Below are 14,179 nucleotides of genomic sequence, written 5' to 3'. Positions count from 1 at the left end.
TCAACGGGTCCCCCGACCGTTCAACCAGCACCGTTCAATTCGCACTTCATCCCAGCATCGAGCGCTCATGCTAGAACACCGGTCAGCCGACTTTCAGGTGCTTGCCGGGCCGGTTCCGATAAAATCCGGCCGCGTGCCGCCCCGGCGGTCCCGGCGCGGCGACCGGCGCCGACTACGCTCGGTGGCCATGACCAGCACACCGTCCCCGGATCGACCGACCGAGCGGGACTTCCGCCTGCTTCTGGAGCGGACCGGCGCCGACCTCCTGCCCGGCCTGACCGGGGCCGAGTTCGAGACCGTGGAGCAGGACTTCGGATTCCGCTTCTCCGCCGACCACAGGGCGATGTTGTCGGCCGCGCTGCCGACCGGCAAGGGGTGGCCGAATTGGCGCGCCGGCGGCGCGCGCGACCTGAAGGCCCGACTGGGCCTGCCCACCGAGGGTGTGCTGTTCGACGTCGAGCACAACGCCTTCTGGCCGGACGTGTGGGGCGCCCGGCCGGCGCAGCTCAAACACGCGCTCAAGTCGGCGCGGTATCACCTGGCGCGGGTACCGAGGATGGTGCCGGTGTACGGCCACCGCTACCTGCCCGGGACCGAGGGCCAGTGGGGTCACCCGGTGCTGTCGATGATGCAGACCGACATCGTGGTGTACGGCGCGAACCTGACCAACTACCTCACCGCGGAGTTCCTGGACGGCAGCATCGAGTACACCGTGCCGACGGTGCCGTTCTGGCGCGACCTCGTGTCCTGACGAGGCGGGTCGTCCCACCTGTCGTCGGGCCCCGGGAGCCAGTCCCGGGACGGGTCGTGGTCGAGCCGGCGGTCGTCGGCCGGGCGCGGTTCGGCGGCGCCGGCCAGAGGATGGTCCGCGCCGACGACGGCGGCCACCGGTTCGAGACGAACCAGGGGCGAGACCTTCCTGCCGGAGCATCCGCGAGCGGGACACCGGCCGGGCAGGGACGTGGCGGGGCTGGTGGTCCGGGCCGCGGCGGACGGCTCGGGGCCGGCGGTGACCGATCGCCTCGGCCGGTAGGCGGCATCGACACGGGCACACGGTTTCCGCCCGGGCGTCCCCTCCTGCCCGTGTGCCCGCCCGTCCCGTCCGCTTCGCTCCGCGCAGCGGCTGCGGTCGGGGGGCGGGTTCAGTCGAGGGTCAGGCCCGCGTTGTGGGCGATCAGGCCGGCCTGGGTGCGGTTGGTGCACGAGAGTTTGGTCAGGGTGCGCGAGACGTAGGCCTTGACCGTCGGCTCCGTGAGGTACAGGCGGGCGGCGATTTGCGCGTTGGACATGCCCTCTCCCAGGCAGGCGAGGATCCGGGTCTCCTGTTCGGTCAGGTCGCGGATCGTGTGGCGGGCCTCGCGGCGGGCGGTCTCGCGGGCCGCGCTCGCGCCGATCAGGCTGCGGGCCGCGGCCGGGGACAACACGGTGTTGCCCTCGACGGCCACCCGGAGCAGGGCGACCAGGTCCTCGGGCGGGGTGTCCTTGAGCAGGAAGCCCACCGCGCCGGTGTGCAGCGCCCGCAACACGTGGTCGTCGGTGTCGATCGTGGTCAGCACGACGACCTTGGGCGGCGCGTCGAGCCGGACCATCCGGCGCAGCGCGGTCAGCCCGTCCACACCCGGCATGTGCAGGTCGAGCAGCACCAGGTCGGGCCGGTGCCGGACCACCTGCTCCAGGGCTTCGGCGCCGTCGTAGGCCTCGCCGACGATGTCGATGTCCTCGGCGCCGCCGAGGATGGTGCGCAGGTGCGCGCACACCATACGTTCGTCGTCCACGAGCAGGAGTCGGATCATGCGGCACCTTCGTCGGGCACGGGGTGGTGGACGGGAGGGGTCGGGGCGCCGGCGGATTCGCCGACCGGGATGAGCGCGTCGACGATGAACCCGCCGGCGTCGTCCGGCCCGGCCCGGAAGCGGCCGCCGAGCAGTTCGATCCGTTCGCGCAGACCGAGCAGGCCGGTGCCGCCCGTGCCGAGGTCGACGTCGGGGGTCCTGACCCCGGCGGTGTTGGCGACGGTCACCGCGATGCCCCCGGGCTCGTGCCGCACGGCCACCGTCACGAGCGCGCCGGGCGCGTGCTTGTGCACATTCGTCAGCGCCTCCTGGACCACCCGCCGCGCGCCGCGCACGGCGGCCGGCGCGTGGTCGGCGGGCGCCGATCCGCTCACCGTCAGGTCGACCTCGACACCCGCCGCCCGCGAGTCGGCGACCAGGTCGGACACGTCCAGACCGGCCGGCTCGCCGCCCCGCGCGGGTGCACCGGGCGGCGTCGGGTCGTCGGGGTCACGCAGGATGGCCACCAACTCACGCAGCTCCGACAGCGCCTGACAGCCCGTCAGCCGCAACTCCTCGGCGGCCGCGCGCACGTTGTCCCGTTCGGCGATGGTGCGCAGGGCGCCCGCCTGAAGCACCATCAGGCTGACCCGGTGGGTGATCATGTCGTGCATCTCGCCCGCCAACCGGCGGCGTTCCTCGATCCGCGCCTGCCGGTCCCGCTCCGCCTGTTCGCGCTCGACCCGTTCGGCGCGTTCGGCCAGCGCGAGGATCAGGCCGCGACGCGACGCGAGGTACTTCCCGAGCAGCAGCGGCGTGACGACGGCCAGGAGCTCCACGAACAGGTCCGGCCCGGGCTGCGCCCGCCACGGCTCGCACATGGTCACCGCGAGCCCGACGGCGAGCGCCCACGTGGCGCGCCGGGGCGGGGCGTAGGCGCCGAGCGCGTAGGCCGCGAAGGGCCCGGCCAGCACCGGGTCGCCGAAGGAGAGGACGAAGACGACGCCGGCGGAGGCGATCGGTCGGCGCCGCCGCTGGACGAGCGCGGCGCCGGCGGCGACCTGGACGAGCACGCCCCACCACGGCAGCGAATGCGGCGAATGCCACCCGTCCTCGTCGAACGAGCCGAGCGCGCGGAGCAGCCCGGCCACGACGGCGACCGAGCCGGCCAGGACGACGTCGAACACGACGGCGCGGGCGATCGTCGCGGGTGGTGGCGGGTGCACGTTCGCCAAGGTACCGGCAGCCGTCCAGGCGTCCGGCCAATCGGCGGGAGTCGGGGACGGACGCCGCCCGGAGCGGACCGGCACCTCACTCGGACCCGAGCGCGCCGAGCACCGACATGCGCGCCGCGCGCCGCGCGGGCCAGGCGGCCGCGAGCAGCCCGACGGCAAGCGCGCCGACTACGAACAGGGCGATCCGCGGCCACGGGATCGTCGCGCCGAGCGGGACGTTGCCCAGGTCGATCCCGCGCACCGCCAGCACTCCCACCGTGGTGCCGAGCCCGACCCCGAGCAGTGCGCCGAACAGCGAGATCAGCGCCGCCTCCAGGCGGATCAGCGCGCGCACCCGGCGGGCGTCCAGGCCGATCGCGCGCAACAGACCGATCTCGCGGGTGCGTTCCAGGACCGACATCGCCAGCGTGTTGACGATGCCGATGACCGCGATCAGCACGGCCATCGCCAGCAGGCCGTAGACGATGTTCAAAAGCAGGTCGATGGCCGCGCCCAGACCCCGGCGCAGTTCGTCCTTCGACTGCACGCGCAGGGCCGGATCGGCCCCGAAGGCGTCCTTCAGGGTCGCCTCCAAGGCCCGCGCCTCGCCCGGCGCGCTCTTGACGAACACCTGTCGACCGATCGGGCGTTCGAGGTGCGGGTCCAGGACGCGGGTGGAGACCAGGTAGGGGAGCAGGATCGGATTGGCCCGGTAGATCCCGCCGACGCGCAGCGTGCCGGACGTGCCGTCGGGGTACGTCACCGGCACGGTCGCGCCGATGCCCAACCCCCGCGACTCGGCCTCGACCCGCTCCACGAGCAGGTCCGTGCCCAGCGCCTCGGGGCCGCCCGCGACGAAGTCCAGGCGCATCACCTTCGGGCCCGCGACCGGGTCCAGCGCGGCGACCTCCTGCTCGGCGTCGCCGATCCGCGCGGTCACGGTGCGGTACACGCTCGCCGCCTCGACGTGCGGCAATCGGCCGATGCGGTCCACCGTCGCGGCGGCCATCGGGTCGCGCAGCGTGGTGGACACCGCGTAGTCGGCGGTCAGCCCGCGCGCCGCGGCGTGGTCGAGGCTGTCCTTGAGCGAAGCGCCGATCACGGTCAGGCCGGTGACCAGGAACAGGCCGACCATCAGCGCGGAGGCGGTCGCGGCCGTGCGGCGCGGATCACGCAGCGCGTTGCGGCTCGCCAGCGTCCCGGTCACCCCGAACACCCGGGTCAGCGGCCGTGCGAGCACCCCGATGACGCCGACCGAAAGCAGCGGGATCAGCATCAGCACGCCGGTGACGGCCAGCACGCCACACACCGTGACCAAAACCGGCTCGCCGTTGCCGCCCGGGGCGGCCTTGACCGTGGCATAACCTCCGGCGACGCCCACGCCGATCAGGAGCAGGCCGGCCAGATTGCGTCGGAACAGCCCGGCCGGGCTCGGCGGATTCGCGCGCAGCGCCGCCATCGGCGCGATCCGGGCCACCTTGCGGGTGGGCAGCCACGCGGCGGCGACGGTCACGCCGATGCCCACCACGAGCGACCACAGGATCGTGCCCGGCCGCAGCACGAGCGGGCCGCGCGGCGGTGCGGTGTCGGTGCCGCGCAGCAGCGCGAGCAGACCGGCGGCCAGCGCGACCCCGAGCAGCAGCCCGAGCAGCGCGCCGACCAGGCCGGTGATCAGCGCCTCCAGGCGCACCGAGCGGGTGACCTGCCGCCGGGTGGCGCCGACCGCGCGCAGCAGCGCGAGTTCGCGGGTGCGGCGGCCGATCAGCATGGTGAAGGTGTTGGTGATGATGAACGTCCCGACGAACAGCGCGACGCCGGCGAACACGAGCAGCCCGGTGGCCAGTCCGGCGGTCCCGGCCGACGCCAGGTCGCGGCGCTCGGCGGTGAGCGCGGCGCCGGTGACCGCCTCGGCGCCGGCGGGGACGAGGGGACGGACCGCGTCCAGGAGCGCGGCGTCGGGTGTGCCGGGGCGGGCGGCGACGGTGATCAGGTCGTAGGTGTCGGGGGCGGCGAACAGGCGCTGCGCGGTGGGGGTGTCGAACAGGGTGAGGGTGGCGCCGAGCCGGATCCGGGCGTCGACGGCGTGCACGGTGCCGACGAGGGTGGCGTCCATCGTGCCGCCGCCGGCGACCACGCGCAGCCGATCACCGACCCGATAGCCCGCCGCCCGGGCTCCGGCCTCGTCCAGGGCGACCTCGCCGGCGGCGCTCGGCGCGCGGCCCTGGGTCAGCCGGTACAGCGGGTCGGAACCCTCGGGCCCGGGCGCGTAGTTGGTACCGGCGGACTCCTCCACCCGACCGACAAGGTCCCCGTCGCGGTCGACCACCACGGCGGGCCCGGTGACGGAGCCGCGCACGGTCGCCACGCCGGGCAGCCCACGCAGCCGCTCCACCAGCCGGGGCCCCAGGGCGGCGGGATCGCCGGCGACGTGCTCCGAGTCGGCGCGAACCCCCACGCCCACCCCCGCGAAGTCGTCCGCGGCGGAGGTGGCGGCGGCCTCGGTGATGGTGTCCTTGAGCGTGAGCACACCGGCCACGAAGGCCACACCGAAGACGATCGCGAGCACGGTGAGCGCCAACCGCATGCGCTGCGCGGCGAGCGTACGAAGAGCATTCCTGAACATGAGCAACGTCCCGAGGCCGACCTGGTCCCGGCCGACACCGGGTCACCCCCACCCTCGCCGCGCCCACGCCCCGCCCGATACGGCCGACGGTGGGCACTCGTCTCACCGATCCACCCGACGCCGATCCGATCGTTGCACCCGAATCCACGAAGGCATCGATCCCGACAAACCACCCGACGAGCTCGGGCGCGACAAGGCGCCACTCCGCCCGTGGTGGAGTTCCACCCCGGCGGCCGACAAGACAGCGCACGCGCACCGTGCGCTCCACACGCGCCCGGCCACCATGCCGGTGGTGAGCGTGCTGCGAGCACAGACCTTCCGAGTTCGTGTGCACCGCCCTTCGTTTCGATGGCGATTGCGGCACGTCCGGGGAGCACGCCGGCGTGTTTAATCGGGGTGGGACTCGGGCTCGGGTGTGATGGAAGGGACCTCGGTGGGCGTGGTGGATCGGCAGGGGCTCGGGTTGTCCGGGATGGGAGCGGAGGCGGCCGGGCACTTCGAGCGTGGGCTTGATGCCCTCCTGTTCTTTCGGGCGGAGGTCTCCGCCGAGGTGGAGGCCGCGTTGTCGGCGGCTCCCGAGGCGCCGATGGCCCACGCGTTCGCCGCCTATCTCGGGCTGCTGGGTACCGAGCCGGCCGATGCCGCCGCCGCGCGGGAGCGGTATGCGGCGTTCGCGGCCGGCGGGCCGCGGGCGGATGCGCGCGAGTCGGCCCATCTCGCGGCCGCCGAGGCGTGGTTGGCCGGTGACGTCCACCGGGCCGGCGACATCCTGCGCGACCTGGTCGTGGCGCACCCCCGGGACGTGCTCGCGCTCGCGATCGGCCATCAGATCGACTTCTTCACCGGTGACGCGACCCGGCTGCGCGACCGCGTCGGCGGCGCGCTGGGCGCGTGGGACCCGGACGATCCGCACTACGGGCCCCTGCTCGGGATGTCCGCGTTCGGCCTGGAGGAGACCGGCCACTACGAGCGTTCCGAACAGGCCGGACTGGCCGCCGTGGCGGCGCACCCGCGCGACGTGTGGGCGATCCACGCGGTGGTGCACACGTACGAGATGCAGGGCCGCTTCGCCGAGGGCATCCGCTTCCTGGACGCCCGGGTCGACGACTGGTCCGGCGGCAACTACCTCAACGTGCACAACTGGTGGCACTACGGCCTGTACGCGATCGAGGCCGGCGCGATCGACCGGGCGTTGGCGATTTACGACGCCGTGCTGCACAACGATCGCTCTGTCGGTGCCGCGATGGAACTCCTGGACGCCTCCGCCCTGTTGTGGCGCATCCACCTCGCGGGCGGCGAGCAGCCGCAGCGCTGGGCCCGACTGGCCGACGCGTGGGCGGCCCGCGCGGACGGTCCGTACTACGCCTTCAACGACGTGCACGCGGTGATGGCGTACCTGGGCGCCGGCCGGATCGCCGACGCCGAGGCGGTGACGCGCGACCGGGAGCGGTGGCTGGCCGACCCGCACCCCGGGGTGAGCAACCACACGATGACCGCCGAGGTCGGCCTGCCGGTGTGCCGCGCGCTGGTCGCCTTCGAACAGGGGCGCTACCCGGACACCGTCGACATCCTCGTCCCCATCCGGCACCGCCTGAACACCTTCGGCGGCAGCCACGCGCAGCGCGACGCGATCCAGCAGACCCTGGTCGAGGCGGCCCTGCGCGCACACCGGCACGACCTGGCCCGCACCCTCCTGAGCGAGCGCGTCAATGTGCGACCGAGCAGCCCGTACAACTGGCTCGGCCGAGCCCGGCTGGCCGAGGAACTGGGCCGGGCGGCCGAGGCGGCCACGGCCCGGGAGCAGGCGGCCGAGCATACGAAGGCGATCACCGTCGCCTGGGGGCGCTGAGCGGCGAGCCGGACCGGGTCGCCCGGGGCCGGCCGGCCGACGGCCGTGCGCGAGAATGGCCGACCTGTCCGGGCCGCGCACATCAGCCGAGCCCTCCGAACCGTCGACGAGCGCTGGAGAGTGGTACGCATGGGTGAGGCCCCGGTGACCGGTTCCGTGGTGCGACGCGAGCCCCCGGACGACCCCGGACTCGTCGCCGCCGCCGCACAGTCGCCCGGCGGCTCGGTCGCCGAGATCGACCCGGCCTACGCCGACGACCCGAACGGCTACGTGCCCGGCGAGGCGATCCGCGGCGCGTGGCTGGTCGGCCCCGACGGGACGCTCACCGGGGAGTACCGGGAGAACCCGCACCACGGCCCGCCGCGCGACGACTTCGCCAAACTGCTCGACCAGGACGCCTGGTTCGACTGGCTCGGCGACGACCCGGCCGCCGCGCTGCGCGAATCGGTCACCGACTGCTTCGCGGGCCAGGCCCCGGGCGCGACGCTGACCTGGATGAAGATCCTCGAACCCCCGCGCGCGGCCACCACCGGCCGGCCCGACCCGGACAACGAGCAGTACCTGATCCCCACCCGCACCTCGCTCGCCGTCTGCTTCGCCGCGCAGATCGAGGCGCCGGACCGGGACCGGGCCACCGTGTGCGGCATCTTCACCTGGGCCGCGAGCGGCCTCGACCGACCCGGCGAGCGCCGCGACCGGGTGTGGCTCGACCTGGACGGGACCGACCTGGATCGGGCCGAGGAGCAGCTACCGCCCCGGATGTACGCCCTGGACGAGGAAACGCCCTCCTGACCGGCCGGTCGCGGGCGCCGATCGCCCTTCTGACCGGCCGCGGGCGCCGGGTCACCCCGCCTCGCGCAACCTCGGCTTCAGATGCCGGGCAATCGCCTCCGCCAACCCCGGCGGCACCGCGTTGCCGATCTGTCGAGCGATCTCGGTCTTGGAACCGCACCACACGAAGGTCTCCGGGAAGGACTGGAGCCGGGCCGCCTCGCGGTGCGTGATCGGCCGGTTGACCCGGTCGGCCGGGTCCTCCGGGTTCCACTGCGGATGCAGATACTGGCCCTTCTCGGGCTTGTAGAACTCGGTCCGGATGGTCAGCGACGGATGGTCCCAGCGCATCCGGCCCATCACATCCGTCGTACCGGTCTTCTTGTTCCGCCAACAGTCGGGGAGCAGGTGGTCCGGCAGGTCGAACCGGCCGCCGCCGGGCGGCACGCAGTCGTAGCGCAGCAGCGAGCGCTCGGTCGGCGTGCGGCCCAGGTGCAGGTCGGCCTCCTTGAACACGCCGGGCACCGGACGGCCGAAGAACTCGGTCTTCGACGCGGGCAGGCTGGTTGTCCCGGGCACGCGCGGCAGATCCGCGATCGCGTCGTGGACGGTGCTCCAGCGCAGCCGGCGGCCGGGGCCGTGGGTCGGTTCGGGCGCCTCGATCCGGCCGATCCGGGAGCCGATCACGATCGCCCGCTTGCGGCGCTGCGGAACGCCGTAGTCCACAGCCGGGAGCAGCGCGTCGGACAGTTCGTACCCCTCCAGGAGGCCGCCGGGCTGCGCCTCGGCGAGCAACAGCGCGAACTCGGCGGACTTCTGGAAGCGGTCCACGTTCTCGATCACGAACACCTTGGGCTTCGCCCGACGGACGAAACGCAGGTATTCCTTCCAGAGCTTGTTGCGCGGATCCTCCACGTTGCGGCTGCCGAGGTTGGAGAAACCCTGGCAGGGCGGGCCGCCGATGATCACGTCGGCGCGTGGGATGTCCCGGTCGGGGATCTCCGCGATGTCGCCCCAGCGCATGTGCGCCTCGCCGAAGTTGGCGGCGTAGGTCGCGGCCGCGTGCAGGTTCCACTCGACCGCCATGACCGGCCGAAAGCCCTTCGCGGCGGCGAATCCGGACGTCATTCCACCGCAGCCCGCGAACAGGTCGATCATGGTGATGGGTCGTGCCATGCGGACAGGTTAGCCGGCCGCGCGGCGTGCGATCACCGCGTCCCGAACCCTGGCCGCCGCGGTGGCCGCGTCCTCGTGCTCCCAGACCCGCACGACCAACCAGCCGGCCTCGGCCATCCGCCGGTCGGTGTCCGCGTCGCGGGTGCGGTTTCCCTCGATCTTGGTCTTCCAGAACTCGGCGTTGCGCTTGGGCCAGGTCGCGTGCACCGGGCAGCCGTGCCAGAAGCAGCCGTCGACGTAGACGGCGACCTTGGCCGGGCCGAAGACGACGTCGGCCTCGCGCCGGATGCCCTTGAGCGGGCGGCGGTGCACGCGGTAGCGCAGTCCCATGCCGTGCAGGACGCGCCGCAGCGCGACCTCGACGCCGGTGTCCTTGCTGCGTTGGCGACTCATCCGGGCACGAGTCGCGTCGGTGGTGGTCAGGCTCGTCACGGGGACCATGGTGCACGGTCGCACCGTCATCGCGCGCGGTGATGGTGTTCAGGCCGGGTACGCACGGGCCTCGGTGGCCTTCACCGCCGCCCATACCGGCTTCCCGGGCGCGAGTTCGAGTTCGGCGACGGCCGGTGGCGTGACGTCGGCGAGCAGCGGCACCGGTCCGGTCAGCTCGACCCGCACCGTGTCGCCGTGCAGTTCCATGCCGTCCACCTCGACCTGCCACAGGTTGCGCGGACTGCCGTCGGGGCGGCTGCGGTACAGCGTCACCGCCGACGGCGGGAAGGCCACGAACACCTCGGCCGCGTCCGGGAGTTCGGCGACCACCAGGCGCTGCCCGGCGGCCAGCTCGACGCCGCCCCGGGAGGTGGTGCCGCGGTACAGGTTCAGGCCGACCAGGCGGGCCACATAGTCCGTGCGCGGATGCCGGGCCACCTCCGCCGGCGTGCCGTCCTGGACCGCGCGGCCCGCCTCGATCACGGTGAGCCGGTCGGCCAGCACCATCGCGTCGAGCGGATCGTGGGTGATCACCACCGCGACCCCGTCGAAGTCGGTCAGATGCCGGCGCAGCGTGGCCCGGATCTCCACCCTGGTGCGCGCGTCGAGGGCGGCCAGTGGCTCGTCCAGGAGCAGCAGCCGCGGGTGCGTGGCCAGCGCCCGGGCGAGGGCGACCCGCTGCGCCTGGCCGCCGGAGAGCCGACCCGGCTTGACGCCCGCGTGCTCGGCCAGGCCGACCCGCTCCAGCCACTCGGCCGCCACGGCGCGCGCCTCGCGCCGGCCGACGCCCTGGCAGCGCGGGCCGAAGGCGACGTTGTCCAGCGCGGACAGGTGCGGGAAGAGCAGGTAGTCCTGGAACACCACGCCCACCGGTCGCCGCTCGGGCGGGGTGTAGCGGCGTCGGTCCGGATCCTCCAGGTCGACGCCGGCGAGCCGGGTGTGCCCGCCGCCCAGGGGGTCAGGCCCGCCAGGGCGCGCAGCGCGGTGGTCTTGCCGGCGCCGTTGGGGCCGAGCAGCGCGACCACCTCGCCGGGCGCGGCGGTCAGGCGTACGTCCAGGCGGAACGCGTCGCGGGCGACCACGAGATGCGCGTCGAGGCCGGCGGCCGGGTCGGGCACCGCGTCGGGTGCCCGGTCGGGTGCCTGGTCGAGGCCGGTCACGAGGTGGTCATCCAACGCTCGCGCAGGCCCGCCAGGATCAGCACGGACACCGCCAACAACACCAGGGAGAGCACGATCGCCGCCTCCGGATCGGTTTCGAGCGCGAGGTAGACGGCGAGCGGCATCGTCTGGGTCTTGCCGGGGAAGTTGCCGGCGAAGGTGATGGTGGCGCCGAACTCGCCGAGCGCGCGGGCCCACGCGAGTACCGCGCCCGCCGCCACGCCCGGGGCGATCAGCGGCAGGGTGACCCGGCGAAACGCGGTCCAGCGGGACGCGCCCAGCGTGGCCGCGGCCTCCTCGTACCGCGGATCCGCCGCTCGCAGCGCACCCTCGACGCTGATCACCAGAAACGGCATCGCCACGAACGCCTCGGCCACGATCACCCCGGTGGTGGTGAACGGCAGCGTGTAGCCGAACGTGTCGTCCAGCCATGCGCCGACGATGCCTTTGCGGCCCAGCACCAGGAGCAGCGCCACACCGCCCACCACCGGCGGCAACACCAGCGGCAGGGTGACCAGCGCCCGGATCAGGCGCCGCCCGGGGAAGTCGGTGCGGGCGAGCAGCCACGCCAGCGGTACACCGAGCACGAGCACGATGCCGGTGGCGATGGTCGCGGTGAACAGCGAGAGCTTCAGCGCCTCGCGGACCTCCGTACTGCCGAGCTGACGCCCCAGGTCGCTCCACGGCGCCCGGATCAGCAGTCCGAGCAGCGGCAGCACCAAAAACACCAGGCCGATCAGGCCGGGGACGAGCAGGGCCAGGGGCGCGCCGCCGCGGCGCGGTCGTTCGGCCCGCACGCGGCGGCGGACCCGGAGAGAGCCGATCACGGGGCCTGGAAACCCGCCGCGGTCAGTGCGGTGCGGCCGGGCTCGGCCAGGACGAAGGCGACGAACGCCTTGGCCGCGTCGGCGTTGGGCGCCTTCGCGAGCGGGACGATCGGGTACGTGTTGACCGCCTGGGCGGCCTCGGGGAAGTCCACGCCGACCACCTTGGCACCCGCGGCCTTGACATCGGTGCGGTACACGAGCGCGGCGTCCACTTCGCCGAGAGTGAGCTTGGTCAGCGCGGCCTTGACGTCCTGTTCGAGCGTGGACGGGGTGAACTTGACGCCGCCCGCGTCGAGCGCGGTCCTGGCGGCGGCGCCGCAGGGAACCTGCGGGGCGCACTGGGCGACCTTGAGGCCGTCCCGCTTGAGGTCGGCGAGCGATTTGACGTTCTTCGGATTGCCCGGCGCCACCGCGATCTGCAAGGTGTTCTTCGCGAACGCGGTGGGCGCGCCGTCGGCGCTCTTGCCGTCGGTGACGAGCTTCATGTTCTTCTCGTCGGCGGAGGCGAACACGTCGGCGGGCGCACCCTGGTTGATGCTCGCGGCGAGCGCCGAGCTGCCCCCGTAGTTGAACTTGACGGTGACGCCGGGGTGGGCGGCCTCGAACCGCTTGCCCAGCGCGGTGAACGTCTCGGTCAGCGATGCGGCCGCGAACACGGTGACGGTGCCCTTGAGCGGCTTGGCGTCGGCGGCGGGCGCGCTGCCGGGGGCCTGCGGGGCGGCCTTCGTGGCGTCCCGGTCGTCCTTCTTGTCGTCGTCGCCGCCGCACGCGGTGAGGGTTACCATCGCCCCCGCGAGCAGCGTCGCCGCGATCACCCGTCCGGCCCGCACCGTCCCGATTGCGCCCATCGTGCCCGCTCCCACTATTCGAGGGAGTGCTCGCGCGCGCCCTCGGTCCGCTCCACCATGACATTCGTCGACTTCACGACCGCGGTGGCGAGTACGCCGACCCGGAGGCCGAGTTCGTCCGCGGCCTCGGCGCTCATCAGCGAGACCACCCGGTACGGCCCGGCCTGGATCTCGACCTGGGCCATCACCGTGTCCTTGCGGACGTCGGTGACGATGCCGCGGAAGCGGTTGCGCGCCGACGACCAGCCGAGCCGTTCGCTGTCCGCGCGGGCGTCGCCGGCGGCCGTCGAGCGGGCGAACGCGGCCAACGCGGCACCGTCCACCACCCGCCGACCGTTCTCGTCCCGCCGCGCGTCGAGTCGACCGGAGTCCACCCAGCGCCGCACCGTATCCGCGCTCACACCGAGCAGAGCCGCCGCGTCACCGATCCCGAACGTGTTCACGGCCGGGATCCTAGTCACGCCCGCCTCTCCCACAGAGCGAAGCCGATGTACGCAGGCGACGGCCGAACCGCCGCCCGCGGAACACCATCCTTGCAGATGCCAGGACACCTCCGCCACAAGCCTCGCAGATTCGACCTGATCGGCCGTCCGTGGCGCCGCCGCGGCTGTCGTGTCGGAACCGGCCTGCAGGGGGCGATCGTGCATCGGGACGGCGTGTGGAACCGCCGCGGGCTACCGACGCAGGATGGGCGCGAGGTCCTTCAGCCAGGCGTCGCGGGCACGGGTCCACTCGGCCGCGCAGCCGGCGACGCGCTCCCGGGGGAGCAGGCTCGTGTTCGCCAGGTCGGGATTCCGGTCGGGGGCGGCGCCGTAGAGCCGGCAGAGGTGGTCGGCGGCGCGTACGAGATCCGGTGCGTGCTCGTCCTTCGCATCACGATCGGCCCGGTCCGCCTCCGCCGCCGACAGCCGGTACTCCTCCACCGCCGCCCGCAACTGCCGCTCCCCGTCCACGCCTTGGCGCAGCAACAGCAGAGCGGCGAACCGATCCGCCGCATCCTCCTCGGCCCGTTCGTCGAAGGGCAGCCGCAGCACGTCGACGAGGGCGTGGCCGGCCTCGTGGTACACGGTCTCCGCCACCACGGCGACGACCTCGTCGTCGGCGGGCCGATGGCCGCCGCGCTCGAACAGGGCACGCTCGTCCGCGAGGTCGTCGTAACACACCTGGATACGACGGGTTTCGGGATCGTACGCGGAACCCTCCCCGCCACACGAGCGCCCGACGACGGCGATCTCCCGCCCGGGGTCGACGAACGCGCCGAGCGCCTCGACGGCCGCCTCCATGGGCCTTCGCGCACGCAGGAAGGACGCCGCGTCCCGATCGGCGGAAGCCGGCTCCTCATAGCGAACCACGAAGCCGGCACGCCCCGGCGGCGGAGACGACGAGTCCTTCGCGTCCGTGGGCCGAACCTCGTCGGCATCACCCCCGGACGAGCCGCACCCGCCGACGAGGACAACCACGACGAGCCCCACCCACGCCCGTCCGACCCGCGTCACCGCCCGCCCCC

General features: G+C 73.5%; 12 protein-coding genes and 2 pseudogenes. 4 read left to right on the top strand and 10 right to left on the bottom strand.

Annotated features, from left to right (window positions below; all coding sequences use genetic code 11):
• Positions 1-187: 187 nt before the first annotated feature.
• Both B4N89_RS04745 and B4N89_RS51185 read left to right on the top strand, forming a co-directional pair.
• Entirely contained in the window at positions 188-751 is a 564-nt protein-coding gene (locus B4N89_RS04745; protein ID WP_078974601.1) for a hypothetical protein, read from the top strand.
• Positions 752-904: 153 nt separating this feature from the next.
• Positions 905-1,024 (top strand): annotated as a pseudogene (locus B4N89_RS51185) (alcohol dehydrogenase); the annotation flags it as partial.
• A 118-nt stretch (positions 1,025-1,142) separates the two neighbouring features.
• Here the strand turns inward: B4N89_RS51185 and B4N89_RS04740 are convergent.
• From B4N89_RS04740 to B4N89_RS04725, 3 genes are all read right to left on the bottom strand, one after another.
• Positions 1,143-1,793: a response regulator gene (locus B4N89_RS04740; protein ID WP_078974600.1), complete on the bottom strand. Its 651-nt coding sequence runs from the start codon at positions 1,791-1,793 to the stop codon at positions 1,143-1,145.
• Positions 1,790-2,998, bottom strand: a complete 1,209-nt coding sequence (locus B4N89_RS04735) for a sensor histidine kinase (RefSeq protein ID WP_143657839.1) — start codon at positions 2,996-2,998, stop codon at positions 1,790-1,792. The genes B4N89_RS04740 and B4N89_RS04735 overlap by 4 nt, the downstream gene beginning before the upstream one ends.
• A gap of 85 nt (positions 2,999-3,083) precedes the next feature.
• Complete coding sequence (locus B4N89_RS04725; protein WP_078974597.1) at positions 3,084-5,609, bottom strand: ABC transporter permease; 2,526 nt, start codon at positions 5,607-5,609, stop codon at positions 3,084-3,086.
• 418 nt (positions 5,610-6,027) lie between these two features.
• Here B4N89_RS04725 and B4N89_RS04720 point away from each other — a divergent pair, with 418 nt between their 5' ends.
• Together B4N89_RS04720 and B4N89_RS04715 are read left to right on the top strand one after the other, a co-directional pair.
• On the top strand, positions 6,028-7,458 hold the full coding sequence (locus B4N89_RS04720; RefSeq protein WP_078974596.1) for a tetratricopeptide repeat protein: 1,431 nt from the start codon (positions 6,028-6,030) through the stop codon (positions 7,456-7,458).
• Between the two features lie 129 nt (positions 7,459-7,587).
• Entirely contained in the window at positions 7,588-8,250 is a 663-nt protein-coding gene (locus B4N89_RS04715; RefSeq protein ID WP_078974595.1) for a hypothetical protein, read from the top strand.
• A 51-nt stretch (positions 8,251-8,301) separates the two neighbouring features.
• Here B4N89_RS04715 and B4N89_RS04710 read toward each other — a convergent pair whose 3' ends face one another.
• From B4N89_RS04710 to B4N89_RS04680, 7 genes and pseudogenes are all read right to left on the bottom strand, one after another.
• The gene (locus tag B4N89_RS04710; RefSeq protein WP_078974594.1) at positions 8,302-9,405 is read right to left on the bottom strand and encodes a DNA cytosine methyltransferase; all 1,104 of its coding nucleotides are present in this window, start codon (positions 9,403-9,405) and stop codon (positions 8,302-8,304) included.
• Between the two features lie 9 nt (positions 9,406-9,414).
• Positions 9,415-9,846 (bottom strand): very short patch repair endonuclease, encoded by a 432-nt coding sequence (locus B4N89_RS04705; RefSeq protein ID WP_078979115.1) that lies wholly within the window; start codon positions 9,844-9,846, stop codon positions 9,415-9,417.
• Positions 9,847-9,885: 39 nt separating this feature from the next.
• Positions 9,886-10,997: pseudogene (locus tag B4N89_RS04700) on the bottom strand (ABC transporter ATP-binding protein).
• Entirely contained in the window at positions 10,994-11,824 is an 831-nt protein-coding gene (locus B4N89_RS04695) for an ABC transporter permease (protein ID WP_078974593.1), read from the bottom strand. The pseudogene B4N89_RS04700 and the gene B4N89_RS04695 overlap by 4 nt, the downstream one beginning before the upstream one ends.
• Positions 11,821-12,672 (bottom strand): molybdate ABC transporter substrate-binding protein, encoded by an 852-nt coding sequence (gene modA / locus B4N89_RS04690; RefSeq protein WP_078979114.1) that lies wholly within the window; start codon positions 12,670-12,672, stop codon positions 11,821-11,823. Before modA ends, B4N89_RS04695 begins: the two co-directional genes overlap by 4 nt.
• Before the next feature lie 14 nt (positions 12,673-12,686).
• Complete coding sequence (locus B4N89_RS04685) at positions 12,687-13,115, bottom strand: TOBE domain-containing protein (RefSeq protein ID WP_078974592.1); 429 nt, start codon at positions 13,113-13,115, stop codon at positions 12,687-12,689.
• Positions 13,116-13,346: 231 nt separating this feature from the next.
• A complete protein-coding gene (locus B4N89_RS04680; protein WP_161500619.1) occupies positions 13,347-14,024 on the bottom strand; it encodes a DUF4344 domain-containing metallopeptidase in 678 nt (225 codons plus the stop codon).
• Positions 14,025-14,179: the final 155 nt, after the last annotated feature.

Source organism: Embleya scabrispora (assembly GCF_002024165.1).
GTDB classification, from domain to species: domain Bacteria; phylum Actinomycetota; class Actinomycetes; order Streptomycetales; family Streptomycetaceae; genus Embleya; species Embleya scabrispora_A.
This window is presented reverse-complemented; position numbering and strand designations above follow the sequence as displayed.